At 63.4% G+C, this 25,289-nt stretch carries 24 protein-coding genes and 1 tRNA gene; 8 read left to right on the top strand and 17 right to left on the bottom strand.

Going from position 1 to position 25,289, the window contains the following annotated elements; genetic code table 11:
• Positions 1-2: 2 nt before the first annotated feature.
• Complete coding sequence (locus tag NUH88_RS04410; protein ID WP_257770193.1) at positions 3-1,532, top strand: Ppx/GppA family phosphatase; 1,530 nt, start codon at positions 3-5, stop codon at positions 1,530-1,532.
• A 21-nt stretch (positions 1,533-1,553) separates the two neighbouring features.
• Here NUH88_RS04410 and rnd read toward each other — a convergent pair whose 3' ends face one another.
• On the bottom strand, positions 1,554-2,702 hold the full coding sequence (gene rnd / locus NUH88_RS04405; RefSeq protein WP_257770192.1) for a ribonuclease D: 1,149 nt from the start codon (positions 2,700-2,702) through the stop codon (positions 1,554-1,556).
• Between the two features lie 301 nt (positions 2,703-3,003).
• Here rnd and NUH88_RS04400 point away from each other — a divergent pair, with 301 nt between their 5' ends.
• Positions 3,004-3,894, top strand: coding sequence for an SPOR domain-containing protein (locus NUH88_RS04400; RefSeq protein ID WP_257770191.1), 891 nt, complete (start codon positions 3,004-3,006; stop codon positions 3,892-3,894).
• A gap of 24 nt (positions 3,895-3,918) precedes the next feature.
• On the opposite strand, the gene NUH88_RS04395 is transcribed toward NUH88_RS04400, so the two are convergent.
• Together NUH88_RS04395 and NUH88_RS04390 are read right to left on the bottom strand one after the other, a co-directional pair.
• Positions 3,919-4,248, bottom strand: coding sequence for a DMT family transporter (locus NUH88_RS04395; protein WP_257770190.1), 330 nt, complete (start codon positions 4,246-4,248; stop codon positions 3,919-3,921).
• A 215-nt stretch (positions 4,249-4,463) separates the two neighbouring features.
• Positions 4,464-5,195, bottom strand: a complete 732-nt coding sequence (locus tag NUH88_RS04390) for a GGDEF domain-containing protein (RefSeq protein WP_257770189.1) — start codon at positions 5,193-5,195, stop codon at positions 4,464-4,466.
• A gap of 221 nt (positions 5,196-5,416) precedes the next feature.
• On the opposite strand from NUH88_RS04390, the gene NUH88_RS04385 reads away from it, so the two are divergent.
• Positions 5,417-6,226 carry an EipB family protein gene (locus NUH88_RS04385; protein WP_257770188.1) on the top strand — a complete coding sequence of 270 codons (810 nt, stop codon included), beginning with the start codon at positions 5,417-5,419 and terminating at the stop codon, positions 6,224-6,226.
• A 2-nt stretch (positions 6,227-6,228) separates the two neighbouring features.
• Here the strand turns inward: NUH88_RS04385 and NUH88_RS04380 are convergent, their stop codons facing one another.
• The gene (locus NUH88_RS04380) at positions 6,229-7,581 is read right to left on the bottom strand and encodes a DNA polymerase IV (protein ID WP_257770187.1); all 1,353 of its coding nucleotides are present in this window, start codon (positions 7,579-7,581) and stop codon (positions 6,229-6,231) included.
• 35 nt (positions 7,582-7,616) lie between these two features.
• Positions 7,617-8,543, bottom strand: a complete 927-nt coding sequence (locus NUH88_RS04375; RefSeq protein ID WP_257770186.1) for an ROK family protein — start codon at positions 8,541-8,543, stop codon at positions 7,617-7,619.
• 149 nt (positions 8,544-8,692) lie between these two features.
• On the opposite strand from NUH88_RS04375, the gene NUH88_RS04370 reads away from it, so the two are divergent.
• Positions 8,693-9,076 carry a response regulator gene (locus tag NUH88_RS04370; protein ID WP_257770185.1) on the top strand — a complete coding sequence of 128 codons (384 nt, stop codon included), beginning with the start codon at positions 8,693-8,695 and terminating at the stop codon, positions 9,074-9,076.
• 6 nt (positions 9,077-9,082) lie between these two features.
• Entirely contained in the window at positions 9,083-10,465 is a 1,383-nt protein-coding gene (locus NUH88_RS04365) for a PleD family two-component system response regulator (protein WP_257770183.1), read from the top strand.
• Positions 10,466-10,548: 83 nt separating this feature from the next.
• Here NUH88_RS04365 and rpmG read toward each other — a convergent pair whose 3' ends face one another.
• The 8 genes from rpmG to NUH88_RS04325 all read right to left on the bottom strand — a co-directional run bounded on the left by rpmG (position 10,549) and on the right by NUH88_RS04325 (position 21,610).
• Complete coding sequence (rpmG, locus tag NUH88_RS04360) at positions 10,549-10,716, bottom strand: 50S ribosomal protein L33 (protein WP_257770181.1); 168 nt, start codon at positions 10,714-10,716, stop codon at positions 10,549-10,551.
• A gap of 98 nt (positions 10,717-10,814) precedes the next feature.
• Positions 10,815-12,395, bottom strand: coding sequence for a S41 family peptidase (locus NUH88_RS04355; RefSeq protein WP_257770179.1), 1,581 nt, complete (start codon positions 12,393-12,395; stop codon positions 10,815-10,817).
• A gap of 79 nt (positions 12,396-12,474) precedes the next feature.
• The gene (gene rnr / locus NUH88_RS04350) at positions 12,475-14,739 is read right to left on the bottom strand and encodes a ribonuclease R (RefSeq protein ID WP_257770177.1); all 2,265 of its coding nucleotides are present in this window, start codon (positions 14,737-14,739) and stop codon (positions 12,475-12,477) included.
• 13 nt (positions 14,740-14,752) lie between these two features.
• Complete coding sequence (topA, locus tag NUH88_RS04345) at positions 14,753-17,407, bottom strand: type I DNA topoisomerase (protein WP_257770176.1); 2,655 nt, start codon at positions 17,405-17,407, stop codon at positions 14,753-14,755.
• Between the two features lie 65 nt (positions 17,408-17,472).
• Entirely contained in the window at positions 17,473-18,615 is a 1,143-nt protein-coding gene (gene dprA, locus NUH88_RS04340) for a DNA-processing protein DprA (RefSeq protein WP_257770175.1), read from the bottom strand.
• Positions 18,616-18,679: 64 nt separating this feature from the next.
• A complete protein-coding gene (plsY, locus tag NUH88_RS04335; RefSeq protein ID WP_257770174.1) occupies positions 18,680-19,309 on the bottom strand; it encodes a glycerol-3-phosphate 1-O-acyltransferase PlsY in 630 nt (209 codons plus the stop codon).
• On the bottom strand, positions 19,302-20,630 hold the full coding sequence (pyrC, locus tag NUH88_RS04330) for a dihydroorotase (RefSeq protein WP_257770173.1): 1,329 nt from the start codon (positions 20,628-20,630) through the stop codon (positions 19,302-19,304). The genes plsY and pyrC overlap by 8 nt, the downstream gene beginning before the upstream one ends.
• Positions 20,627-21,610 (bottom strand): aspartate carbamoyltransferase catalytic subunit, encoded by a 984-nt coding sequence (locus NUH88_RS04325; RefSeq protein ID WP_257770172.1) that lies wholly within the window; start codon positions 21,608-21,610, stop codon positions 20,627-20,629. The genes pyrC and NUH88_RS04325 overlap by 4 nt, the downstream gene beginning before the upstream one ends.
• A gap of 212 nt (positions 21,611-21,822) precedes the next feature.
• Here NUH88_RS04325 and NUH88_RS04320 point away from each other — a divergent pair, with 212 nt between their 5' ends.
• Positions 21,823-22,119, top strand: a complete 297-nt coding sequence (locus NUH88_RS04320) for an acylphosphatase (protein WP_257770171.1) — start codon at positions 21,823-21,825, stop codon at positions 22,117-22,119.
• A 14-nt stretch (positions 22,120-22,133) separates the two neighbouring features.
• Positions 22,134-22,544, top strand: a complete 411-nt coding sequence (locus tag NUH88_RS04315) for a hypothetical protein (protein ID WP_257770170.1) — start codon at positions 22,134-22,136, stop codon at positions 22,542-22,544.
• Between the two features lie 5 nt (positions 22,545-22,549).
• Here the strand turns inward: NUH88_RS04315 and NUH88_RS04310 are convergent, their stop codons facing one another.
• From NUH88_RS04310 to lipB, 4 genes are all read right to left on the bottom strand, one after another.
• The gene (locus NUH88_RS04310; protein WP_257770169.1) at positions 22,550-22,972 is read right to left on the bottom strand and encodes a hypothetical protein; all 423 of its coding nucleotides are present in this window, start codon (positions 22,970-22,972) and stop codon (positions 22,550-22,552) included.
• 47 nt (positions 22,973-23,019) lie between these two features.
• The gene (locus NUH88_RS04305; protein ID WP_257770168.1) at positions 23,020-23,607 is read right to left on the bottom strand and encodes a carboxymuconolactone decarboxylase family protein; all 588 of its coding nucleotides are present in this window, start codon (positions 23,605-23,607) and stop codon (positions 23,020-23,022) included.
• A gap of 105 nt (positions 23,608-23,712) precedes the next feature.
• Positions 23,713-24,306 carry a TetR/AcrR family transcriptional regulator gene (locus NUH88_RS04300; protein WP_257770167.1) on the bottom strand — a complete coding sequence of 198 codons (594 nt, stop codon included), beginning with the start codon at positions 24,304-24,306 and terminating at the stop codon, positions 23,713-23,715.
• Entirely contained in the window at positions 24,299-25,012 is a 714-nt protein-coding gene (gene lipB, locus NUH88_RS04295; protein ID WP_257770166.1) for a lipoyl(octanoyl) transferase LipB, read from the bottom strand. Before lipB ends, NUH88_RS04300 begins: the two co-directional genes overlap by 8 nt.
• 129 nt (positions 25,013-25,141) lie before the next feature.
• Between lipB and NUH88_RS04290 the strand changes: the two genes are divergently transcribed.
• Positions 25,142-25,228: transfer RNA gene (locus NUH88_RS04290), tRNA-Leu, on the top strand.
• Positions 25,229-25,289 lie beyond the last annotated feature (61 nt).

Below are 25,289 nucleotides of genomic sequence, written 5' to 3'. Positions count from 1 at the left end.
GCTTGTCTGTATCCATCTCGCATGATGCCTGGAAATCCGGCACTCATCTCGATCATCACGGCCTCGTCGGCGTTCTCGATATAGGATCGAATTCGGTCCGTCTCGTTGTCTTCGAAGGCGACGGGCGGATGCCGATCCCGCTCTTCAACGAAAAGGCACTTTGCGGCCTCGGCACAGGTCTGCAGGAAACCGGCCATCTCTCCGAGCAGGGTGTCCGATCCGCGCTGGAGAACCTGGAGCGCTATTTCACCATCGCCAAAGGCATGGGCGTGCAGGAAGTCAGCGTGCTCGCGACTGCCGCGGTCCGCGATGCACGCAACGGAGACGAGTTCGTCTCGGCGATCGAGGAGCGGTTCGGGCATCGTGTGATGGTGCTGTCCGGCGACGAGGAGGCCCGTCTCTCAGCCCTTGGCGTGATCAGCGCGTTCCCGCAGGCCGACGGCGTCGTTGGCGATCTCGGTGGCGGGAGTCTCGAGCTGGTGGATGTCCAGAACGGGCAGGCGCGACGGTTCGAAACCACGCCTCTCGGGCCGCTCCGGCTGGGCGAACTGACCCGTCAGAACCGGGATGAGCTGACTGCGCGGATCGATACCATTTTGCGGAAAGTTTCCTGGCTGGACGCGCTGGAGGGACGCGATCTCTTCGCCGTCGGGGGCGCTTGGCGAAGCCTTGCCAGGGCCCATATGGAGCTGACCGACTATCCGCTGGAAGTAATTCATCACTATGCGATCGGCGCGGACGAGACGGTGCGGTTTCTCGAGGAAATCGCACGCATGGGCCGCAAGGAGTTGCGGGCGCTCGACGCGGTTTCAAAGCGTCGTGTCGACAAGCTTCCGGTGACGGCCCTGGTTTTGAAGCGGACCATTGAGCTCGGCAAGGCACGCCAGGTGGTGTTCTCGTCCTTCGGATTGCGTGAGGGCTGTCTCTACGACCGTCTTCCGCAGGGCGAACAGGCACGCGATCCGCTGGTCGATAGCTGCATGGATATCGCCTACAAGAGCAGCCGGTTCAGCCCGCACCCGGAAGTTCTGGAGCGCTGGATCGCGCCATTCTTCGAGGATGTGCCGGCGAGCGAACAGCGTCTCATCCGGGCGGCCTGCGCCCTCAGCGACTTCGCCTGGAACGAGCATCCGAGCTATCGCGGCGAGCACGCGTTTCAGCGCGTGCTGCGGCTGCCGGTCGTTGGTCTCAATCATGCCGACCGGGTCTTTCTCGCCTATGCCATCCTTGCCCGCTATACCGGCGGTATCGACGAGGAGGGAACGCAAAGGGTTCGTAAACTCCTGTCGCTGCGCCGGCGCGACCTCGCGCTCAATGTCGGACTGGCGTTGAGACTGGCGCTCACCCTGTCGGGTGGCGCGACAGAGCTGCTTGAAAGCGCATTGTTGGAGCGGGAGCGCGATATGGTCGGCGAACGGGGCTTCGTGATCAGCATGCACGGCCATCAGGGGGGGCTTGCCGGCGATGTCGTCACGCGGCGGATTGCCGCTCTATCGGAAGCGCTGGGCCAGGATATCCGTATCGAGCGCTGAGCGACCGGCGCGAAGGCCGGCTCAAAGCCGCATCAGCTTGATTTTGCCGTCGTCGGCGGTGAGGCCGATGCGCCCATGCTTCAGATTGATCGCGTCGCCACCGAAGATTTCCCGGCGCCAGCCTTTCAGCGCGGGCACGTCGGCGTCGTCGTCCAGCGCGATCGCTTCGATCTCCGAGGCGTTGGCGATCAGGCGGGCGGCGACCTTTTCCTCGTCCGAGCGGATCTTGAGTAGCACCTTCAGTAACTCGACGATCGGTCCGGGCGCCTCACGCTTGTCTTCCTTCACGGGGAGGATCGGGCACTCTTCCGGTGGGATCGCGAGGCCTTTCTCGACCACCTTGATGATTTCCTTGCCGAGCCGTCCGTTCGCGCTCTGTGCATTGAAGGTCCGGGTGCGGGCGAGGTCTTCCGGCGTGGTCGGCGCATGCGCGGCGAGATCCATCAGGACATCGTCGCGCAGGATACGATTGCGCGGGACATCGCGCTGGCGCGCTTCCCGCTCGCGAAACGCCGCGACCTGTTGCAGCACAGCAAGGAACTTGGGCTTGCCGCTTCGCACTTTCAGGCGCTGCCAGGAGGTATCCGGATCCGGGTCATAGAGCGCCGGGTCGGCCATTTTGGCGACCTCGTCCTCGATCCAGTCCTGACGGCCGGTCTTCTCGATTCTTTCGACCAGCTTGCGATAAACCTTGCGCAGGTGGGTCACGTCGGCGAGCGCATAGCCAAGCTGCCTCTCGCCGAGCGGCCGATGTGACCAGTCGGCGAACCGGGAGCTCTTGTCCAGCCGGGTGCCGGTCAGGCTCTGAACCAGCTTGTCGTAGGAAACCTGGTCGCCGAAGCCGCAAACCATTGCAGCGATCTGGGTGTCGAAGACCGGTGCCGGCAGTTCGCCGCAGAGGTGATAGAATATTTCAAGATCTTGACGCGCAGCGTGGAAGACCTTGAGGACATCGCGATTCTTAAGAAGCTCGACGAGAGGCGCCAGGTCGATCCCGTCGGCCAGAGTGTCGATTGCAACCGCTTTCTCGTCATTGCCGATCTGAACCAGACAGAGCTGCGGGTAATAGGTTTTCTCGCGCATGAACTCCGTGTCGATGGTCACGAAGTCCTCGGTGGCGAACTCGGCGCAGACAGCGGCAAGTGCTTCGGTATCGGTGATGATTGTCATGCCGGTTCTCATACACGGAAAAGAAGGCGAGCGGAATGCCACCCGTCTCGCAAAACCATGCACTTAAATCAACGCACTATGTCTTCCTACCCGGTTGTGCTAATATTTTATTAACCGCTTGTCTTGCCAAGAGTTGTGAAACTGGTACAATAAACGCAAATAAACCGTTGATTCTTGCGGGGGAATCACGATGAAAAAAGGACTGCTCATCGCAGCCCTTCCCCTCATGCTCGGGGGATGTCTGCCAATCTTGCCACCGGCGATTCAGTTGGCGTCGACCGGTTTGTCGGGACTGGCTTTCTTGGCCACAGGCAAGAGCACGACGGACCATTTGATATCCGCGGCGGTCGACGAAGACTGTTCTCTGATGCGAGTCGCGTTCGGCGACGATCCCTGCCAGGAATACGAAAACGCCGATGACAAGCCTCTGACGGAAATCGTCGCTTACTATCCGGGCGACGGAGACGACTGGCTGGACGGCACGTCCATTCCGGAAGGCGCGATTTCCGGCAGAACCATCCTGACGATCAACACAGATGCGGACCCTGATGTCACCGCGCCCGATTTCTGGCCGGGTGAGCAGGAGGCGGAAACGCTATTGGTCGAGAAGCCGGCTACGGGTGACGGCTCCGGAGAGGCTGCTGACGCACTCAGTGCGGGGCTGGCGGCAGTGAAGGAGCTTGGTGTCGCGGGTTTCGCGCCGGTTGAGGCGTCTTTCGAGTTGGCGCCGCTTAAGCTGAAGAGCGCTCCCGTCGCGGCGGAGGAGTTTACTCTGCCGGTATCGGCCGAGGGAAGTTGGAGCAAGGAGCCGTCGCCGGTCCGGCCGATTACGTCCGTTGCGCCTGTTTCCGGAGACGATGCGGAAATGCCGGTTCTTCCGGTTTTACGCCCGAGCCGTAAAGCGGCCGTAGAGCATACCGCCGAAGTGGCGGCCGACCGCGCGGGTTCGGATCATTTCGTGATGATTGGTTCGTTCCGTGAGGAAAGCCGGGCGATGCTGCTGCAGGACAGTTTTGCGTCCGAGCAGAGTGTCCCTGTACCGTCGCCGGTCATTATGTCGGTCCGCCTTAAAGGTAGTCTCTGGCACCGTGTCGCAGTGGGGCCCTTCTCCGGCAATGAGGCCGCTAAAATGGTTTCGATCCTTGAGCCGATGTTCGGACAACGGCCCTGGGCTTCGAAGGTGTCGAACTAGGCCCCGGCCGGACGCCCTCTTTTCTCAATGTCCGCCGGCCTTCGAGAAAAGGTGAATCACCGCAACACCTGACACGATGAGTGTGAGGCCGACGACGGCCGCGGCGTCGGGTATCTGCTTGAAAATGAAGATCCCTGCGACCGACACAAGCACGACGCCAAGACCAGACCAGATCCCGTAGGCGATCCCGACGGGAATCTCCCTGAGGCTGAAACTCAGCAATACGAAAGCCGCCGAATAACCGATCAGCACCACGAGCGATGGGACTAGCACGGTGAACCCGTTGGTGGCCTTCAGCGCGATCGTGCCGATCACCTCCGCGACGATCGCCAGCCCGAGATAGAGGTAAGCCATCGGGCTCACTCCCGAAGAGAATTGAGAAGTGCGGGAGGTAGTGCCGCTCCCGGAAATTAGGCTTTTCGCAGATCCCGGGCAAGGCGCCTTGCGGACCCGAATCGCAAGGAAAAAGAGGGAGCTGATTGCTCAGCTCCCTCAAGGTTTGCTCTGGGTGCTTGCCGACAGAGGAGGCAAATGCCCGTATCGACAAGTAGGTTGCGCGTCAGGATCGATTACAGGTCGGCGAAAACGCTTTCCTGTTTCCGCGCGTACATTGCGCGGTCGACCCTGTCGAGCAATTCGGGTTCCGTGTCGTCCGGCCCATAGGCGTCATGTCCGACACTGGCGTGAAGATGGATGGCGGATCCGTTCCACTGCAGGATCCTTGTGTTCAGTTCGTGGTCGAGCGCATTGATCCTTGCCTGCGCATCGTCCTCGTCGGCGCCGGACATGATGACGGCGAACTCGTCCCCGCCGAGACGGGCGACGCTGTCGGTTTCGCGGGTCCGGGACTGAAGAATGCGCGCGACGGTTATGAGCAGTGCGTCGCCAGCGGCATGACCGTAGGTGTCGTTCACCGCTTTGAACTTGTCGAGGTCGATCATCAGAAGCGTGCCCGTGATCCCCTGACGCTTGCATGCCGCCAACGCGCTCTGTAGCCGCTCGGCAAAACCGCGACGGTTCAGCAGGCCGGTAAGCTCATCGGTGACCGAAAGGCTTTCGAGATGGGCAATGCGCTTTTCCTGACGGGCGATCCGGTTCTCGGCTTCGGTCATCGCGATCATCGCAAGACGGAGAGCGATTTCCGTGTCGTCCAGTTCCGCGTCCTTGACGATCTCAGAAGCACGAGTGGCGATCTCGGCCGGCATGCGGGAGAGAAGATTGCCGACATCGAGATTTGCAAAAGCGCTCGTCAATTGCGTGTCTTCCAGTTTCAGGTCTTGCGGGTGCATGAAGCCAGACATGTCACACCACCGGGTTGTTGTTTCTCGCCCCGAAGGAATGCACGGCCCGTGCCAGCCATGAGATGGGTTGGAACTGATTGAAATTTATGCAGTATTTCTTTCAATAGCCGGTTTCATTTCCGTCCTGCCGGGCCATATTGGTGGAGGCCGGGCAGGATTTGCCGGGAAGTAGGAAAGCTCTGCCGGGTGTTCCGGCGTTCCATGACCCGATGGAGGACGATGTGAAGGCTATCTCGAAGGCTGCAATTGCGATCGCCGCGGCGCTGATCGCCGGCTTTGCCCCGACCGGGCAGGCCGAAGCCGGAGCGGCCGAGCGGATCGTGCCGCACAAGGCGCTCTACAAGCTTTCCCTCAAACGCAGTGCCGGAAATTCCGATATCGTCGGGGTGGGGGGACAGATGTCATTCGAGTGGCGGGACAGCTGTGACGGATGGACCGTCAACCAGCGCAACCTGATGATCTTGCAAAGTGTCGAAGGTAGTTTCCGCAGCGTCGACTCCGTGATGAGCACCTGGGAGGCCAAGGACGGGTCTTCCTACCGGTTCCTGGTGAACAAGGATTTCGGAGAGGGGGGTAAGGAGACGATCGAAGGCAAGGCCGTCCGGACATCGTCAGGCACGGTCGCCGTCGCGTTTTCCAAACCCGAGAGTGTCAGCATGGAGCTTCCGGCCGACATTATTTTCCCGAGCGCGCATACCTTGCGGTTGCTGGACAGCGTCCTGACGGGTGAGAAGCTCTATTCCGCCTCTCTCTTCGACGGATCCGAATTCGAGGCGGAGAGTTTCGTTTCGGCGGCCATAGGCCGGAAGAAAATCGCCGAACTGGGCGACGATCCGTTGCTGTCCGGTTCCTATTGGCCGCTGCGACTGGCCTTCTTCGGACCCGGCAACAGCAGCGAAGCCCCGGACTACGAATTGACCGTCCAGCTGCATGCGAATGGCATCGCGCGTGGTCTGGAGATCCATTTCGATGACTTTACCGTCGATGTGACGCTGCAACGTCTCGAAAAGTTACCGGACGGAGGCTGCTAGGATCACGCCGGGTCGCTGTCCTCTTCCGGCAGCCGCGCGCTGACGCACTGCTTCTCCATGCGGTCACCGAAACCGCGGCCTTTTGTGATCGCTTTCTTGCCGAGCTTCGCACGGACGGCATCCATCGCACTCTCGACTTTGCGCCGACGGTCCAGGCCGGGGTCGGCGAGATCCGGCAAGTCGGCCCCGTCGGGATCGGCCAGGTCGGAGACGCCGATGCCGATAAGCCGGAATGCCCGCCCGTCGAGCTCGCGCTCAAGCAGCCGCCGGCCTGCGCGATAGAGCGTATCCGCCATCTGTGTCGGTCCGGGCTGGTGGACCTGCCGGCTGATCTGTTTGAAGTCCGCGGTTTTCAGTTTGAGAACGATGGTCCGGCCGCTGAGAGCCTTGGTTTTCAGGCGCCCGGACAGTTCCTCCGCAAGACGCCATAGGATCGGGTCGAGGGCTTCCATCGTGGTCAGGTCTTCGGAAAAGGTCGTCTCGCAGGACACGCTCTTGGTTTCCGAATGCGGCTCGATCTTGCGGTCGTCGCGCCCGAGGGCGAAGCGGGCGAGGCGGGTTCCTATGCTGCCGTAGCGGCGGACGAGAGCGTCTTCTTCCATCCCCTGGAGATGACCGACCGTCTCGATCCCATCGTGCCGTAATTTCTCGTGCAGCGACTTTCCAACGCCCCAGATCGTGGTGACGGGGCGTTCCTTCAGAAAGGCGATAGCGTCGGATCTCCCGATGGCGGCGAAGCCGCGCGGCTTGTCGAGATCGGAGGCGACCTTGGCGAGAAACTTGTTGTAACTGAGGCCGATCGAGGCGGTGACACCGATCTCGGTTTCGATGCGCGCGACGAGGCGGCAGAGGGTTTCGGCGGGCGGCGCATGGTGCAGCCGCTCCGTGCCGCTGAGGTCGAGGAAAGCCTCGTCGATGGATATCGGTTCGACGAGCGGCGTGACGGACTGCATCAGAGAGCGGATCTCCTTGCCGATCCGGCTGTATTTCTGCATGTCGGGTTTGATGACGACAGCGTGCGGACAGGCTTTCAGGGCCTTGAACATCGGCATCGCCGAACGGACGCCGTAGGTGCGCGCGACATAGCAGGCGGCCGAGACGACCCCGCGTTTTCCACCGCCGACGATAACCGGCTTGCTCAACAATTCAGGATTGTCACGTTTTTCGACCGTCGCGTAAAAGGCGTCGCAATCGATATGCGCTATGGAGAGCGTGCGAATCTCTGCGTGTGCCGAAAGGCGGGGCGAGCTGCAATGCTGGCAGCGCGGGGTTTCCGCGACCGGCATGTCCTCCAGCCAGGAATAACAGTCCCGGCAGAGTGCCGGATGTCGCGTCGGAGCATTGCGCTCGGTCATCTTACCCGTCGCTGTCAGGGCGTTTCTGTATTGCTTCAGGTCTCATGCGGCCAGAGCCAGGCCGCGCCGCGGACGCCGCTCGAATCTCCATGGACCGGCGGCCGAAGCTTTGTGCTCACGATATCCGAAAAGACGTGCGGCTCCCAGAGGCGCGGCACCGACTCATAGAACCGACGCACGTTCGACAAGCCGCCGCCAAGTACGATCACGTCCGGATCGAGGATGTTGATGACGTGGGCGAGGGCGCGGGCAAGCCGCTCCTCGTAGCGTTGCAGAACGGTCTCCGCCACCTTCTCCCCGGCCTCCGCGCGTGCGGCGATTTCCCGTGCATCAGCGAATTGGCCCGCTGCTGCGCGATATTGCCGTTCCAGCGCCGGGCCGCAAAGAAAGGTCTCGATACAGCCGTGCCGACCGCAATAGCATTTGACGCCGGGCCGTTCGTCATCGCGCGGGGCCGGCAAGGGATTGTGTCCCCATTCGCCGGCAATCCCGTTGCGCCCTTCCAGAGCTTCGCGGCGTATCGCGATGCCGGCGCCGACGCCGGTTCCGAGAATGACGCCGAAGACGATTTCAGCCCCTTTTCCGGCGCCGTCCACGGCCTCCGAGACGGCGAAGCAGTTCGCGTCGTTCTGCAGGCGGACCGGGCGCTCGAGCGCCGCTTCCAGGTCGCGGTGCAGGGGGTGTCCGATCAGCCATGTGGAGTTTGCGTTCTTGACCAGTCCGGTATCGCGGGAGACGGTTCCGGGAATGCCGATGCCGACTGAGCAGCGTTGCCCGACCTTTGCCTCGGCGCCGGAAACCAGGGCGCGGATCGTTTCGATCGTCGCCTCGTAACTCCCCTTGAGAGTGGGGACGCGTTCCTGCACCAGGACCTCTCCCACGGACGAAAGCACGATGGCCTCGGTTTTCGTGCCGCCGAGATCGATGCCGATCCGGAATGGGGGGCGCCCAGTTCCGTCCATTTCCGTCCCCCGTTTAGATCAATGGTCACTTGCGCTTGGAGTGTTTAAACTGTTTATTCATTTGTAAGTTATTATTTTTCCCCGGTCATATTGGCTGCGGGTCGGTTGCAGAGATGCAGGCCCGCGACAGGGGTCTGATGGAGGACGGAGTGGCGGCAGAAACGTCGGTCGAAAAAACAGTGCTCATCGTTGAGGACAACGAGCTCAACATGAAGCTGTTCCACGATCTTCTCGAAGCGCACGGCTACAACATCCTCGGCACCCGGGACGGCATGGAAGCGCTGAAGATCGCGCGCGAGAAGCGTCCGGACCTGATTCTGATGGATATTCAGCTTCCCGAGGTTTCGGGGCTCGAAGTCACGAAATGGATCAAGGAAGACGACGATCTCAGCTCGATTCCCGTGATCGCCGTCACCGCGTTCGCCATGAAAGGCGACGAGGAGAAAATCAGGGAAGGTGGCTGCGAGGCCTATATCGCCAAGCCGATATCGGTCAGCCATTTTCTGGAGACGGTACAGAAATTCCTCGGGTAGAGCACGATGCCTGGACGCGTACTCGTCGTTGACGACGTCCTGCCGAATATCAAGCTGCTCGAAGCCAAGCTGATCAGCGAGTATTTCGACGTCCGGACAGCGTCCAGCGGTCCGGAAGCGCTGGAAATCATTCAGTCCGAAACGCCGGATATCGTGCTTTTGGATGTGATGATGCCCGGGATTGACGGCTTCGAAGTCTGCAAGCGTATCCGCAGCAATCCGGCAACGGTGCATCTGCCTGTCGTCATGGTGACCGCTCTCAGCGATCCGTCGGACCGGGTACGCGGGCTCGAGGCGGGCGCGGACGATTTCTTGACCAAGCCGGTCGACGATACGGCGCTGTTCGCACGGGTGCGGTCACTCCTCCGCCTCAAGGTGATGATGGACGAGTGGCTCTTGCGCGAGCAGACCTCAGCCCATTTCGGGGTCCTGGATCCCGGTGCGCAGGATGCCGTTGGCTATACCGCCGGCCGCATTCTGCTCATCGAGGACAATCCGATCGATGCGGCCAATACGCAGAATATCCTGAACCGCGACGACAATCGGGTGCGGGTCGCGGCAGACGTGGACCAGGCAAGGCGGATCGCGTCGGAGATCGACATCGAGCTCATTGTCTGCAGCCTGAATCTGGAGACGGACGATGCGCTGCGTCTCGTGTCCCAGTTCCGCGCGTCGGAACGGACCCGGCAGGTGCCGATCCTGATGACCGGCGAAATGGACCAGCTCGACAAGCTCGCCAAATCGCTCGACCTTGGTGCCAACGATTACATCATGAAGCCGCTCGACAAGAACGAGCTTACGGCGCGGACGCGCACCCAGATCCGGCGGCGGCGTTTTCAGGACCGCTTGCGCGACAATTACGAGCGCTCACTGTCCATGGCCCTGATCGACAGCCTGACGGGCCTCTACAACCGCCGCTACCTTGAGACCTATCTCAAGGGCCTGATGGAGAGCGCCGGGGAGCATCGCAAGCCTCTCGGGATCCTGATGCTGGACATCGATCACTTCAAGGAAGTCAACGACACGCATGGCCATCCGGTTGGCGACAAGGTGCTGAAATCCGTTGCGGATGCATTGACCAACAGTCTGCGGTCCGTAGACATGGTCGCGCGTATCGGTGGCGAGGAGTTCGTTGTCGTTATGCCGGACACGTCGGAGGAATTCGCCGGCATGGTGGCGGAGCGCCTGCGCGTGCGCGTTGCCGAAACCAATGTGGTCGTCGATGGTATCGACGAGGCGATCACGGTGAATATCAGCATCGGATTGACGATGCGCCGCGAGGAGGACCTCACGGTTGAGGATTTGATCCGGCGCGCTGACAAGGCGCTCTACAGCGCCAAGGCGGCAGGCCGGAACCGCGTCGTTGCGGATACGTCCGCTGCCGGCTGACCGGCAGCTCCCGTTTCAGGAAATCGAGAATCAAAAAGGGCCGCAAAAGCGGCCCCTTAAGCTAGTCGTTCGGCGAAAATCGCTTACTTGATCTTTGCTTCCTTGAAGAGCACGTGCTTACGGGCGACCGGGTCGTACTTCTTGAGCTGAAGCTTCTCGGTCTGGGTGCGCGGATTCTTCTTGGTGACGTAGAAGTATCCGGTATCAGCGGTGCTGACGAGCTTGATAAGCACTGTCGCGGGCTTGGCCATGGCCGGTCCCCATCGTTCAGAGTGAATTCGAAGGCCGCAAACATATCCATATCCCGGCGGCTGTCAAGCGCCGATCCCCGATTGTTTGCGTAGCCGGTTTATTGCGCCGGAGAGGGCCACTTCGAGGCGATCAGGGAGGCTTCGAAGGCGCGGTCGAACTGGCCGGGTTCCCGGAGCAGTTTCAGCGCGATGGCGAGGTCCATATCCTTGCTCGATCTCGTCGTTTTCCGCGTTCCGCATCGCTCCATGAGCGCGGACTGGATACTGTCGTCGAGATCATGGGCAATTCGGCGCAGGCGAAGCAGCTCGCGGGCACGGACGGCGGCGACACGGGCTTCCGAGCCGACGAACTGTAGTTCAGGGTCGCCGATTTCCGCCGAGCAGATCGTCGGATAGACCCCGAACGGCGCGATCGGATAGCCGGAAGGGGTATACATGCGGGCCCAGGTGATGATCAGCTCGCCGTCGTTCGGCAGTCTCACGATCATCTGCACGGTGCCTTTGCCGTAGGTCCGCGACCCGATCAGCACCGCCCGCCCGCTGTCCTGGAGCGCGCCGGCCACGACTTCCGAGGCGGAGGCGGAATCGCCGTCGATCAGCACGATCAGAGGGATGCCGACGGCGATATCCGGCAGGTCGGCCTTGAATTCTTTCTCCGAACGCGGATGGCGCCCTTTGGTCAGGAGGATCCGTCCGTCCTCGATAAAGAGATCGGCGATGGAAACAGCGTCGCGCAAGACACCGCCTCGATTATGCCGGAGGTCCACGATGATCCCGTTCAGAGACGGGCCGATTTCCGCCGCGGCCTCGGCGACCTTGCGGCGGAGGCTGGACGCGGTGGCCTCGTTGAAACTGCGAACCGCGAGATAGGCGCTGTCGCCGTAGCGCTTGAGATAGACCGTCTGCTCGATCACCGGCGCGCGGGTTACGGATACGGTGCGCTCGCGTTCCCCGTCCTCGGTCGTGACGCGGACTTTGGTGCCGTCATGTCCGCGGAGCAGGTCGGACACTGCCTGCATATCAATCCCGGCGACGCTCCTGTCGTCGATTGCCAGAATGACGTCCCCCGGCGCGATCCCGCTTTCGGCGGCGGGACCGTCTTCGAACACCTCCCGCACGAATACACGTCCGCTCTCTTCGGCAAGCACGACGCCGATGCCGGAATAGCCGCGGCGGTGCGCCCTGTTGCGGTTGGCGTTCGCTGCGGTGGTGTAGCGGGAAAACCTGTCGAGATCGGCAAGCGCGCTTCTGAAGACGAGGTTGTAGAGGGTCTCGGGCGGCGCATCGCGTATGGTCGGCGAAAATCGGCGGCCGGTATCGAGGGCTGCGGCGGTCAGCATGCTCCAGCGCGCCACGTCGTCGGAATCCGGCACGGTGAAGGCGGCCACGTCCCGTCCGTTATGACCGATCACGACCTTGTCGCCGCGATCGGCAACGGTAACGGAGGCGTCGAGATTCTGCATTCCATGCAGGCCGGCGACAGCGAGAGAGGGGAGGTCGGTCTCCTCGATATAGAAACTGGTGATGCCTTCGAACCCGGCGGAGAAGACTTCGGCGGCGGCATCGCGGTCATAGACCATGGGGTCGACGGGAACGACCGGGGCTGCGCAGGCCGTCAGTAGGCCCAGCAGCAGCGCACAGGCAAGCAACCGCCCTCTGCCGCTTCGCAGAACGCCCAAGTTCGCTCTCTCGGCGTCTTTGCGCCGGTTCAACAACTTATGGTCCATTCGCGCACTATAGGCGGAAAAACCGCACGCGTCAGCGGGACTTCTTCGGGCGCCCCCGAGCGCTCCCCGACTGGCCGTGCTTGTGCCGGCCGCGATGCTTGCGATATCCACCGGCCCGGCGGCCCCGGCGCTGACCGCCAGGTTGCCCCTCGGTGCCGCCCGAAATGTAATCGAGCAATACGCCGCCGGTCAGAGGATCGGCATCGACAAGGCGGACGGTGACCGGGTCGCCGATCTTGAAGGTCAGACCCGTTGCCCGTCCGCTGAGGGAATGGCGGTGATCGTCGAGGTCGTAGAAATCGCCGGGTAGCCGCTTCATCGGCAGCAAGCCGTCGGCGCCGATCCCAGCGAGAGCCACGAAAAGTCCGGCGGAGCCGACGCCGGACACCCGGGCCTCGAATGTGTTGCCGACCTGATCCGTAAGGTAGGCCGCGACATAGCGCGAGATGGCGGAACGTTCCGCCGCCGCCGCCCGGCGCTCGGTCATGGAGATATGTTCTGCGGTCTCGTTGAAGTCCTGCAGATCGATCTCGCCAAGCCCGTCCTTGCCGAAGCCGTGCGCGTCGATAAGCGCGCGGTGTACCAGCAGGTCCGAGTATCGCCGGATCGGCGACGTGAAGTGGGCGTAGCGCCGGAGGCCGAGGCCGAAATGACCGAGATTGTCGGGGCTGTAGACGGCCTGACTCTGGCTGCGCAGCACCAGTTCGTTGACGATCGTCTCGTGCGGTCCGCCGCGGACCTTGGCGAGCAGCTCGTTGAAGCTTTTCGGCCGGATCACGCCGGATGTGCCGAAGGCGAGCTCCAGGCCCTCGAGATACTCCTTCAGAGCGTCGATCTTTTCCGGATCCGGCGTCTCGTGCACCCGGTACATGCACGGCCGGCGCTTGGCTTCCAGCGTCTCGGCGGCGGCGACGTTCGCCAGCACCATGAACTCCTCGATCAGCCGATGGCTGTCTAGGCGCTGGCGCGGTTCGATCGAGGCCACCTTGCCGTCGTCGCCCAGCACGACTTTGCGCTCCGGCAGATCGAGGTCGAGCGCGCCGCGCTCCTCGCGGGCGGAGAGCAGCAGACGGAAGGCGCCATAGAGCGGTTCGATCACCCCGTCCGGGACGATATCCGTGTCGGGGGCGCCGTCGGCGGCGGCCTGAACCTGTTCGTAGGTCAAACGCGCCTCGGAGCGCATCAGGCCGCGCATGAACTTGTGCCGCACCTTCTGGCCGCGGGCATTGATAACCATCTCGACCGCGAGACAGGCCCGGTCCTCGTTCGGACGGAGCGAGCAGAGCCCGTTCGACAGTGCCTCCGGCAGCATCGGCACCACGCGGTCGGGGAAATAAACCGAGTTGCCGCGCCTGTGCGCCTCGATGTCGAGGGTGTCGCCGGGCCGGACGTAATGCGCGACATCGGCGATCGCGACCAGGATGCGGAAGCCGCCGGGGTTCTTCGGGTCCTCGTCTGCGACGGCGTGGACGGCGTCGTCGAAATCGCGCGCATCGCTGCCGTCGATCGTCACCAGCGGGATTTTCCGGAGATCTGTCCGTTTCCCGAGCGTGACCGGTTTCGCCGCCTCCGCTTGGCCGATGCAGGCCTCCGGGAAGACCGAGGGGATCTCGTGCTCCGCGATGGCGATCAGGCTGACCGCCCGGGGGGCTCCGGCATCGCCCAGCACCTCGACCACGCGGGCATGCCGCAGTCCCATGCGGCCGCGCGGCAAGACGTCGGCGATGACCAGTTCGCCCGGTTTGGCATCCGCTGTCTCGCCGGGCTCGACCACATAGTCGCCGCGCGCCCGCCGGTCCGCCGGGAGGATCCGGAATCCCTTGCCCTCGCGTTTCAGTTGCCCGACGACCCGTTCGCCGCGGCTGTCGAGCTTGCGCATGATGCGGCCGCGATATTTGCCCTGATCAATCCGCTCGAGTTTCACCAGCGCACGGTCGCCCGCGCCGACGGACGGCGCGCGGGTGGAGGGCGGGATGGAAATGGCGGGCGGCTCGCCCTCCTCGCGCCAGGAGAGCGGGCGGGCGCTCGCATGCCCGTCCTCGTCGATGCCGGTGATGGCCACAACGGTGATTTCGGGCAGACTGCCCGGCGCGGCGGCCCGCCGCCCCCGCCCGAGATCGATCGCGCCCTCGGCGGCGAGATCCTTCAGCATCGCCTTCAGCGGAATCCGGTCGGCGCCCTTGATGTTGAAGGCGCGCGCGATCTCCCGGCGTCCGACCGGGGTCGGGCTGTCATTGATGAATTCGAGGACAGCCTCCCGGCTTGGCAGGCCGTGGGGCTTCTTGTGGGCGGCCACGCGCTCCGCCGGCCTAGTCGTCCCCGGCCGCCTGGGCCGAGTCCTTGTCGGAGGCGGATTTCTTCGCGGCGGTCTTCTTGGCCGCGGGTTTCTTCTTCGCCGCGCTCTTCTTGGCCGTGGCCTTCTTTGCGGGCGTTTTCTTCGCCGGGGCCTTCTTGGCGCCGGTCTTTTCGGCCTTCGCCTTGATCAGCTCAATCGCCTGTTCCAGCGTGACCTCTTCCGGGACCATGCTCTTCGGAATCGTCGCGTAGATCTTCTGATGCTTCACATAGGGCCCGAAGCGTCCTGCGCCGACGGTGATCGGCTTGCCTTCGTAGTCGCCGAGTGCCTTGGCCGGGTTCTTCTTCTTCGGATTGTTGGCGATCAGGTCGACGGCACGGTTGATGCCGATTGTCAGCACATCGTCACCGGCGGGGATGGAGATATAGGTGCTGCCGATCTTGAGATAGGGGCCGTAGCGCCCGATCCCGGCGAGGATGATTTCGCCGCTTTCCGGGTCCGGTCCGACTTCGCGCGGCAGGGCCAGCAGGCTGAGTGCGGTTTCCAGCGTAACCTCGGCGGGGTTCATGCCCTTGGTGAGCGAGGCCCGTTTCGGTTTCGGATTGTCGTCCGTTTTTTCGCCGAGCTGCACATAGGTACCGTAGGGCCCCTTGCGCAGGCTGACATCAAGCCCGGTCGCCGGATCCTGGCCGAGGATCTTCGGGCCGTTGGCGAGATCGGCGGTGCCGTCCTCGCTGCCGTCGCCGGCCTGGGTCATCTGCCGCGTGTATTTGCATTCCGGATAGTTCGAGCAGCCGATGAAGGCCCCGAACTTGCCGAGCTTGAGACCGAGCCGGCCGTTGCTGCAGGTCGGGCAGGCGCGCACGCTTTCGCCGTTCTCGTCGACCGGGAAGAAATGCGGACCGAGTTCCTCGTCCAGCGCATTCAGCACGTCGGAGATCTTCAGGTCCTTGGTGTTGTCCACGGCGGCGTGGAAGGCTTGCCAGAAGTCCTGCAGGACCTTCTTCCAGGCGATGGTGCCCTCGGCGATATTGTCGAGCGCGTCCTCCATCTCCGCCGTGAAGTTGTACTGCACATAGCGGGTGAAGAAGTTCGAGAGGAAGGTGGTGACCAGGCGGCCACGGTCCTCCGGAATGAAGCGGCGCTTGTCGAGCCGGACATAGTTCCGGTCCTGCAGCACCTGCAGGATGCTGGCATAGGTCGAGGGCCGGCCGATGCCGAGCTCTTCCAGCTTCTTCACCAGGCTCGCCTCGCTGTAGCGCGGCGGCGGCTGGGTGAAATGCTGCTCGGGCTCGGTCTTATCGTGCGCCAGCGCCTCGCCCTCGGCCATCGCGGGCAGCAGCTTGCCGTCCTCATCGCCATCCTGCGCCGGATCGTCACGGGTCTCCTGATAGAGCTTCAGGAAGCCGTCGAACGTAATGATGGAGCCCGTGGCCCGAAGTTCCGCCCTTTTGTCGGCGGCGCCGATGATCGCAGTGGTCTGGTCCAGTTCGGCGCTCGCCATCTGGCAGGCGACGGAGCGTTTCCAGATCAGCTCGTAGAGCCGGGCCATGTCCTTGTCGAGATGGGCCGCCATCTGCTTCGGGTGCCGGCGCACGTCTGTCGGGCGGATCGCCTCGTGGGCTTCCTGCGCGTTCTTCGCCTTGTTCTTGTACATCCGCGGGCTGTTCGGCAGGTACCGGTCGCCGAAATTCTTGCCGATATCGTCGCGGATCGCGAACACGGCCTCCTGGCTGAGCTGTACGCCGTCGGTCCGCATGTAGGTGATGAGACCGACCGTCTCGCCGCCGAGATCGATACCCTCATAGAGCTTCTGCGCCAGCTGCATGGTGCGCGAGGCGCCGAAGCCGAGCTTGCGGGAGGCTTCCTGTTGCAGGGTTGAGGTGGTGAAAGGCGGGTAGGGGTTGCGCTTGGTCTGCTTCTTCTCAAGCGAGCGCACCGTGTAGCTGCCGCCTTCGAGGCGCTCCACGGCCGCTTTCGCGGCCGCTTCGGTGCCGATGGAGAGTTTCTCCAGCTTCTCGCCGTCGAGATGGGTCAGGCGCGCGACGAAATTCTTTCGCTCTTTCGTGCGGAAGGTCGCGTCGATGGTCCAGTATTCGTCGGAGCGGAAGGCCTCGATCTCGGCTTCGCGCTCGCAGATCAGGCGCAGCGCGACGGATTGAACGCGGCCGGCCGAGCGCGAGCCCGGCAGCTTGCGCCAGAGCACCGGCGAGAGCGTGAAGCCGACCAGATAGTCGAGCGCCCGGCGGGCGAGATAGGCATCGACCAGGTCCTGGTCGAGATCGCGCGGGTTGTCGATCGCATCCAGCACGGCGCGCTTGGTGATCTCGTTAAAGACCACGCGCTTTACGTCGACGCCCTTCAGCGCTTTGCGGTCGGAAAGCACGTTCTGCACGTGCCAGGAAATCGCCTCGCCCTCGCGATCCGGGTCAGTCGCGAGATAGAGGCTTTCCGCGCCCTTCACGGCACTCGCGATTTCCTTGATCTGCTTCTCGGCCCGCGGCTGGGCTTCCCAGATCATGGCGAAATCGGCTTCGGGATCGACCGAGCCGTCTTTCGACGGCAGATCGCGGATATGGCCGTAACTGGCGAGGACCTTGTAGTCGCTGCCAAGATACTTGTTGATGGTTTTCGCTTTGGCCGGCGATTCGACGACGACAACTTTCATGCGGCTAACCGGACGTCCTTTCCTTAGCGGCGGTGGCCCGGCAGCGGCATCGAAAACCCTCGCAATTACGGAGGGTTATAGCGCCGCGCCACGCTGTTTCCGGGGTGGCGCTCGGCTTCGCCAGCGAGCTCCGCTTCCAGAAGGATGGTAAGGACCACCGGCGGTGACAATTGGCACCGGCGAATGATTTCGTCAACCGGTAGCGGCGTCGCATCCAGTAATGCGAGGACCGACGACCGGGTCGAGTCGTCGATTTCCTCAATGATTTGAGGTGGCGTGCCGGTGATCGAAAATTCTTCCGCCGGCGCCGTATCTTCCCGGATGCCGCCTGCGAGCAGGATCGTCAGAACGTCCTCCGCGCGCTCGATCAGGTGGGCGCCGTCCCGGAGCAACCCGTTGCTTCCGGCGCAACGGGGATCCATCGGCGATCCCGGCACGGCGCAGACCTCGCGGCCCTGGTCGGCGGCGAACCGTGCGGTAATCAGGGAGCCGGATTTCTTTGCCGCCTCGATCACCAGCGTCGCCCTTGTCAGGCCGGAGATGATCCGGTTGCGGGCGGGGAAGTGCCGGGCGAGCGGGCGGGTGCCGATCGGTGCTTCCGCCACCAGCGCCCCCTCAGCGACGATGCGGGCGCGCAGCGCCTCGTTCTCAGGCGGATAGACGATATCGGCCCCGCCTGCGACGACCGCTACGGTGCCGGTTTCCAGTGCGCCCTGATGCGCTGCCGTGTCGATGCCACGGGCAAGACCGGAGACGATCACGATCCCGTGCGCGCCCAGTTCCTTCGCAATGCGTTCGGTGAAGCGAATGGCGTTGCCGGAGGCATTGCGGGCGCCGACGATGGAGACCGAGGGTTCGAGAAAGAGATGGGGATGCCCCATCAAGGAGAGTGCGACCGGGGCGCCTTCGATCTGCGCCAGCATGGCGGGGTAGTCCGGCTCCCCGATAACCACGATCCGGGCGCCCTCCAGCTCATTCGCCGTAATTTCCTTTTCGATGTCCGAAGCGGCCGGAATCTTCAGCCGCGCCTTCCGCCCGCCGCGGCGGGCGAGGTCTGGCAGGTGTTCGACCGCTTCCGTTGCGGAGCCGAAGCGGGTCAGCAAATGCTGGAAGGTAACCGGCCCGACATTCTCCGTCCGGATCAGCCGAAGGCGCGCCATCCGTTCCGCCGCGTCGGGGGCGCCGGGCGCTCTGTATTCTCTGACCATCGCAGCTCTCCTCTCCACCTCGTCATGGACGGATCAGGAGGATTTCTGCGCGTCAAGGCGACGGTCAGGCGGCGGGTTTCTTCTTGGACAAGTTGATCTTGCTTTCCTCGCCTTTCAGAAGACGGCGAATATTGGCGTGGTGGCGGATGAAGATCAGCACCGCCATGAAGGCCGCCAGTTCCGCGTGCTGTCGGTCGACCAGCCACTCCATATAGGATGGCGCGGCGAGGCAGGCGGTGAGGGCAGAAAGAGAGGAATAGCGGAACAGCACCGCCATCGCGAGCCAGGTCAGGCCAGCGAGCGCCGCGACGGCGGGAGACAGTGCGATGAGGGTGCCGAACGCAGTTGCAACGCCTTTGCCCCCCTTGAATTTGAGCCAGACCGGAAAGCAGTGCCCGAGAAGCGAGCAGGCCGCTGCGATCACAGCCATGTCTGGGCCGTAGCGGGCGGCGATCAGCACGGCCGCCGCACCCTTGCCGGCATCGCAGATCAGCGTGGCGAGTGCGATCAGCTTGTTGCCGGTCCGGAGCACGTTCGTCGCCCCGATGCTGCCGGAGCCGATCTTGCGCACGTCGCCGAGCCCGGCGAGCCGGGTGAAGACGAGACCGAACGGGATCGAGCCGAGCAGATAAGCCGCGAGTGCGCAGGCGTAGAACGGCCACGTGTATTCGAACGAGCCCAAGAGGTCAGGCATCCGGGAATCTCCGCCGTTCCGGCGCCGGCGCGGTCTCGATATCGAACACGAGATTGCCGGCCCGGTAGGTTCGCTCGACCCGTCCCTGAACGGGCCGTTCGTCGAACGGCGTGTTGCGGGATTTGCCGCGCAGCTCGTCCCGGTCGATCCGGACGGCCCGGTCGGGGTCGAACAGAATGAAATCGGCGAGATGGCCCTTGCGCAGGCGGCCCGCCGGGAATTTCAGAAGCTCGGCCGGGGTTTCCGTCAATGCCTTCAACACGGTCAGCATCGGCACGTCGCCATTGTGGACCAGTTCAAGCGAGACGGAGAGCAGGGTTTCCAGCCCGACGCCGCCGAAATCGGCCTGCCCGAATGGCAGGCGCTTCTGGTCGCGGTCGCCCGGCGTATGGGCGCTGACGATGGCGTCGATGGTGCCGTCGGCGATGCCCTCGATCACTGCGCGGCGGTCGTCCTCGGTGCGGAGCGGCGGCGACAGCTTCGCGAAGGTGCGGTAGCCTACCACTTCGGATTCGGTCAGCGCGAAATAGGGCGGGGCGGTGTCCGCGGTGACGCTGAGACCGCGGGCCTTGGCCTGGCGCACGGCCTCGATCGCGTCCCGGGTGGAGAGGCAGGAGAAGTGCAGCCGCCCGCCGGTCAGATCCAGCAGGCGCAGGTCGCGCTCGACCATCATGACCTCGGCCACGGCCGGAATGCCGGGAAGGCCGAGCCGGGTCGCGGTCTCGCCTTCGTTCATCACGCCGCTGCCCACCAGCTCGGGGAGTTCCGGATGCTGGACGATCATGGTGTCGAAGAGCTTGGCGTAGGCCAGCAGGCGCCGCATCACACCGGCATGGGCAATCGCCTTTCCGCCGTCGGTGAAGCCGGCCGCCCCTGCCTCGTGCAGCAGGCCGAGTTCGGTCATCACCTTGCCCTGCAGCCCCTTGGTCGCGGCGGCGTAGGAATGGATGTTGACCAGTCCCACATCGCGGCCGAGCCGCTCGACGAATTCCAGCACCGCGACATCGTCGACGATCGGGTCCGTGTTGGGCAGGCAGGCGAACGTGGTGACGCCGCCCGCGACAGCGGCCTGGGCGGCTGTGGCCAGGGTCTCGATATGCTCGTTCCCCGGCTCGCCCGTGGAGACCCGCATGTCGACGATCCCCGGCGCGAGACACAGGCCCTTGCAGTCCACCACATGGACATCGTCCTGCACCGCGTCGACGAAAACGTTCGGGCCGATATCGGCGATCCGGGCGCCTTCGATCAGCATCGCGCCCGAAACATCGAGCCCCGCGGCGGGGTCGAGCAGGCGGGCGTTCTTGAAAATCGTGCGGTTCACTGGTTTTTCGCCCACGGTTCGAGCTGCGACTGGGCCAGTACCTCGAGGCAGGCCATGCGGACGGCGACGCCCATCTCGACCTGCTCGCGGATCAGGCTGCGTTCGATATCGTCCGCGACGTCCGAGTCGATCTCGACGCCCCGGTTCATCGGTCCCGGATGCATCACCAGCGCATCCGGCTTGGCCACCGCGAGCTTCTCGTGGTCGAGCCCGAAGAGCTTGTAGTATTCGCGGACCGAGGGGATGTAGCTCGCCTGCATGCGCTCGTTCTGCAGCCGCAGCATCATCACGATATCGCAGTCGGCGAGACCGGTGCGCATATCGTGGTGGATCTCGACGCCGAGCCGGTCGAGGCCGGCCGGGATCAGCGTCGGCGGGGCGACGATGCGGACCCGCGCCCCCATGATCGAAAGCAGGTGGATGTTGGAACGGGCAACGCGGCTGTGCGCGACGTCGCCGCAGATCGCGACGGTCAGCCCGGTGATGTCTCCCTTGCGCCGCCGGATCGTCAGTGCGTCGAGCAGGGCCTGGGTCGGATGTTCGTGGCTGCCGTCGCCGGCATTGATAACGCCGCAATTGACCTTTTGAGCCAGCAGGTGAACCGCGCCCGAATCTCCGTGCCGGATGGTCAGCACATCCGGATGCATCGCGTTCAGGGTGACCGCCGTGTCGATCAGCGTCTCACCCTTCTTCACCGAGCTGGTACCGACCGACATATTGAGCACGTCGGCGCCGAGCCGCTTTCCGGCGAGCTCGAAACTCGTCCGCGTGCGCGTCGAGTCCTCGAAGAAAAGGTTGATGATGGTCCGCCCGCGCAGGCTGGACATTTTCTTTTCCGCGCGGCGGTTCAGATCGACATAGCGGTCGGAAAGGTCCAGGAGCGCTTCGATGTCGGGGCGCGACAGTCCCTCGATTCCAAGCAGATGCTGGAGTCGGAGCGCGGGCGCGTCACTTTGGGGCGATGGCTGAGAGCTAGTCATTAAAGGGCTCTTATACGCACCGGCCCGGCAGGGCGGCAAGGCCGATCTGGTGAAGCCCGTAAACTGCCGCCGGAAGTGCGGAAGGTGGTGCCCGCGGTTGCGGTGTATCGACGGGAATCGGGCCGGTTCTGCGACCGCAGCCTATACAGCGGGCCATGCTTTAGGTACCTCTTCCCTAAGGAGCGCAACATCGGGGAACAGGCGGCGGGACGATGAGCGAGCATGTACCGCGGACAACAGTGCGTGTGGTGATCTCCGGGCGTGTTCAGGGTGTCTGGTACCGGGGCTGGACCGTTGGCGAGGCAAGCGCCACCGGTCTCGACGGCTGGGTCCGAAACCGGAGCGACGGGACGGTGGAAGCGGTTTTTTCGGGTCCGGCGGAGCGGGTGGATGCGATGATCGAGGCCTGCCGAGCCGGTCCTCCGGCAGCGCAGGTCAGCGGCATCGAGTGTTTCGACGATACCGACCCGCCGGGCCAGTCCGGTTTCCATCAACGTCCTACGCTCTGAGACGCCGCTCGCAGATGCCGGCCCGCGCACTCCCTTCCCAGGCTGAAATGCGCCAGCGGCTCGGCTGGATCGATCGGCTCGTCGATCAGGTAAGCGACGGGGAGGGGGTGACGCTGTCCCCGCAGGCCGCAGCGCTCTTCGACGAGATGCGGCACTGCTTTGCCGCCGGTTGCTGGCTCGCGGCTCTGGTGCTGGCGCAGGCCGCGCTCGATGCCGAGCTGCAGCAGGGCGAGATAGACGGGCTCGCCCAGAACGAGATCCGTTTCGGCGCCGACTATGTCTGGCTTCGGAACCGTCGGAACCACCTGCTCCATGTCGACGATCCGATGCCGGCGGTCACGCTCGAGGACCTGGAGAGGAACACGGCAACCCTGGAGCAGGACGCGCGCCGCGCTTTCGAATTGTTCTTAAAAGCAGTTACTTAAGCTGCCTATTGCTCTTTGGGCTCTCCGCGACGGCCTCTGTCCTCTGGCGACGCGAGGAACCAGGCGGCAGCCGGATCGACGGCAAGATGCGCGGCTGTTTTACCCTCGACCTTGCGGATAACGCCCTTGTTGATCATGCCCAGAAGGATCTCCGACAGCGGCGAGGTTATGCGAGAGAGAAAGATTTCGAGCTGCTGCCGGTCCGAGGGATCGTGTCCACGAAGAAGAAGGTCGAAGACCTCACATTCCTCGGCGGTCATGTTTTTGACGGTCTGGGCGAGATCATGACGGGGGAGAGACACGGCGGCACCAACAAGAGTAAAGCGGCACCAAATAGTACGATGAAAGTCGTCGTGATTAAGTTGTTTTTTCGCGAGGTTTTCCGAGAAAGGTGTGTAGCCCCGAACGCGAGACAAATTGGCGGTCATCGGTTTCGGGGCTGCGTTGTGGCGAGCTGCTGGCCTTCGCCCCGAAATCAGGCGGTCACGTAAGCCGGTCCGTCGTTGGTTCCGTGCCGCTCCGGATCGAAGTCCCGTACAACCGGGAAATCGTGGGCGGGATCGGCGACATGCCGGATATATTGAAGCGTGGTGTAGAAACCGATGACGCCGACCGTCTCCAGCAGGGCCTTGTCGGAGAATCCGGCGGAACGGACTTTCCGCATCGTGCCGTCAGAGACGAGGCCGCGGTTGCGGACGACCTCATTGGCATAGTCCATCAGGGCCTGAGCTTTCGCATCCGCCCCCTTTCCGGCCATTGCGCCGAGCATCTCCTGTTCTGAGAGGCCATTCATCTTGCCGACATGCATGTGGACGTTGACGCAGTAGTCGCAACGGTTGAGGGCCGAGACGAGCATCGCCACCTGCTCGGTGAGCTTGGCGTCGAGTTCGTTTCCGACATGCATCGCCTTTTTCATCTGCATCAGCCCCATCAGGACGTTCGGCGCATTGGCCGCCACCTTGAACAGATTGATGACGGCGCCGAATTGCGCCTTGGCTTCGTTCATCGCGGCGAGGGCGTCGGGGCCCGCATTGGCGGGATCGATTGGGGTCATTCCGGTCATTTCTGAACTCCGTGTCGGGTTAAGTGACACGGCGATCTGTATCTTAACTGACCGGTCGGTCAAATTCACTAAAGCGTGACTGAGGACGCCTTGGCATTTCGTTACTCAGTCGGATTGTAATGCTGTCAGAGCGCCGATAGCGGCGCCGGCGAGCCGGCTGATCTCCGAAGGGTCGTTGCGCGACTTCGCGAGAACGAGGCCACCCTGCATCAAGGCGATAACGGCAGCCGCCCCGCGTTGCGGGTCCAGCCCTTCCAGTTGGCCGTTCGCCTGCAATTCCTCGATCACCGGGGCGATTTCCCGTTCCCAACTCGTGAAGGCCGCCTCGGCATGCGCGCGCACCGCCTCTTCGCTGGCGCCGAGTTCCAGCACGGAGTTGCCGACAAGGCAGCCCTGCGCATGCCCGTTCCGCTCCTTCCAGTCCTGATTGGCGCGCGCTGTGACTCCGAACAGTGCCTTCAGTTTCTCCGGCGCCGGGCGACCCGAGACGGCAATTGCCCTGAAGTCGTCCCTGAACGCTTCGGCATACCGGTCTATCGCAGCGAGCAGCAGATCGAGCTTGGTCGGGTAGAAGTGGTAGAGCGTCCCCTTGTTCACGCCCGCTACGCGACAGATCTCGGCCGTTCCGACGGCCCCATATCCCCGGGCGAGGAAAAGGCCGCTGGCTTTTTCGAGGATCGTCTCGCGGCTTTCAGCCATGAGCGGTCATGCCGCCGCCCACCGGCATTGACGGCTCCCGGCGGGCGAAAGCCCCGGCATTTCCGAAAACGCCCTCGAACGCCTCCTGCAATGCCATATCGACCTCCGCCATGGCGGCGAGCTGACCCAGATCGTGCAGGCTCGTTACTCCATGCTCGGCGATGCCGCAGGGCACGATTCCCTCGAAATGGGACAACTCGGGATCGACATTGATCGAGATGCCGTGGAAGGTGACCCAGCGGCGCACGCGGACGCCGATGGCGGCGATCTTGTCCTCTTTCGAAGGCGCGCCCAGATCGCCGCGCGTGACCCAGATCCCGACCCGTCCGTCGCGGCGTTCGCCTTTCACGTTGAAGGCGGCGAGGGTCCGGATCACCCAATCCTCCAAAGCCTGCACGAATGCGCGGACATCCGGTTTCCGCGCTTTCAGGTCGAGCAGCACGTAGGCCACACGCTGGCCGGGACCATGATAGGTGTACTCGCCGCCGCGCCCGGCCTCGTAGACCGGGAAGCGGTCCGGTTGCAGCAAATCCGCCTGCTTCGCGCTGGTGCCGGCGGTGTAGAGCGGTGGATGTTCCAGCAGCCAGACGAGCTCCGGCGCGCTGCCGTCGCGAATGGCCGCGGCGCGCGTTTCCATCTCCGCGACCGCGTCGGGATAGGCAACCGGATCGTCCGAGACCCGCCATTCGACATTCATGCTGCTCACTCTCCTCAAGATGCGCGGTTTTTTCGCCCGCGCACTTTTTTCGGCATAATGCCACTTGATCCGCTTCGAGGGATTTGCTACTCCCCCGCATCCCGAGGGCGCAAGCCCTCAGATGCCACAATATATCGTGCGGTCGTGGCGGAATTGGTAGACGCGCAGCGTTGAGGTCGCTGTCCGGTAACACGGGTGGAAGTTCGAGTCTTCTCGACCGCACCATCTCTCTCTGTATCATAATGAAATAATTGCCTTACGGCGCCGCAATAGGCTGTGGCGTTCC

It is taken from the genome of Nisaea acidiphila (assembly GCF_024662015.1).
GTDB classification, from domain to species: Bacteria; Pseudomonadota; Alphaproteobacteria; order Thalassobaculales; family Thalassobaculaceae; genus Nisaea; species Nisaea acidiphila.
Note: the sequence above shows the minus strand (reverse complement) of the source record. Positions and strands in the feature narration are given on the sequence as shown.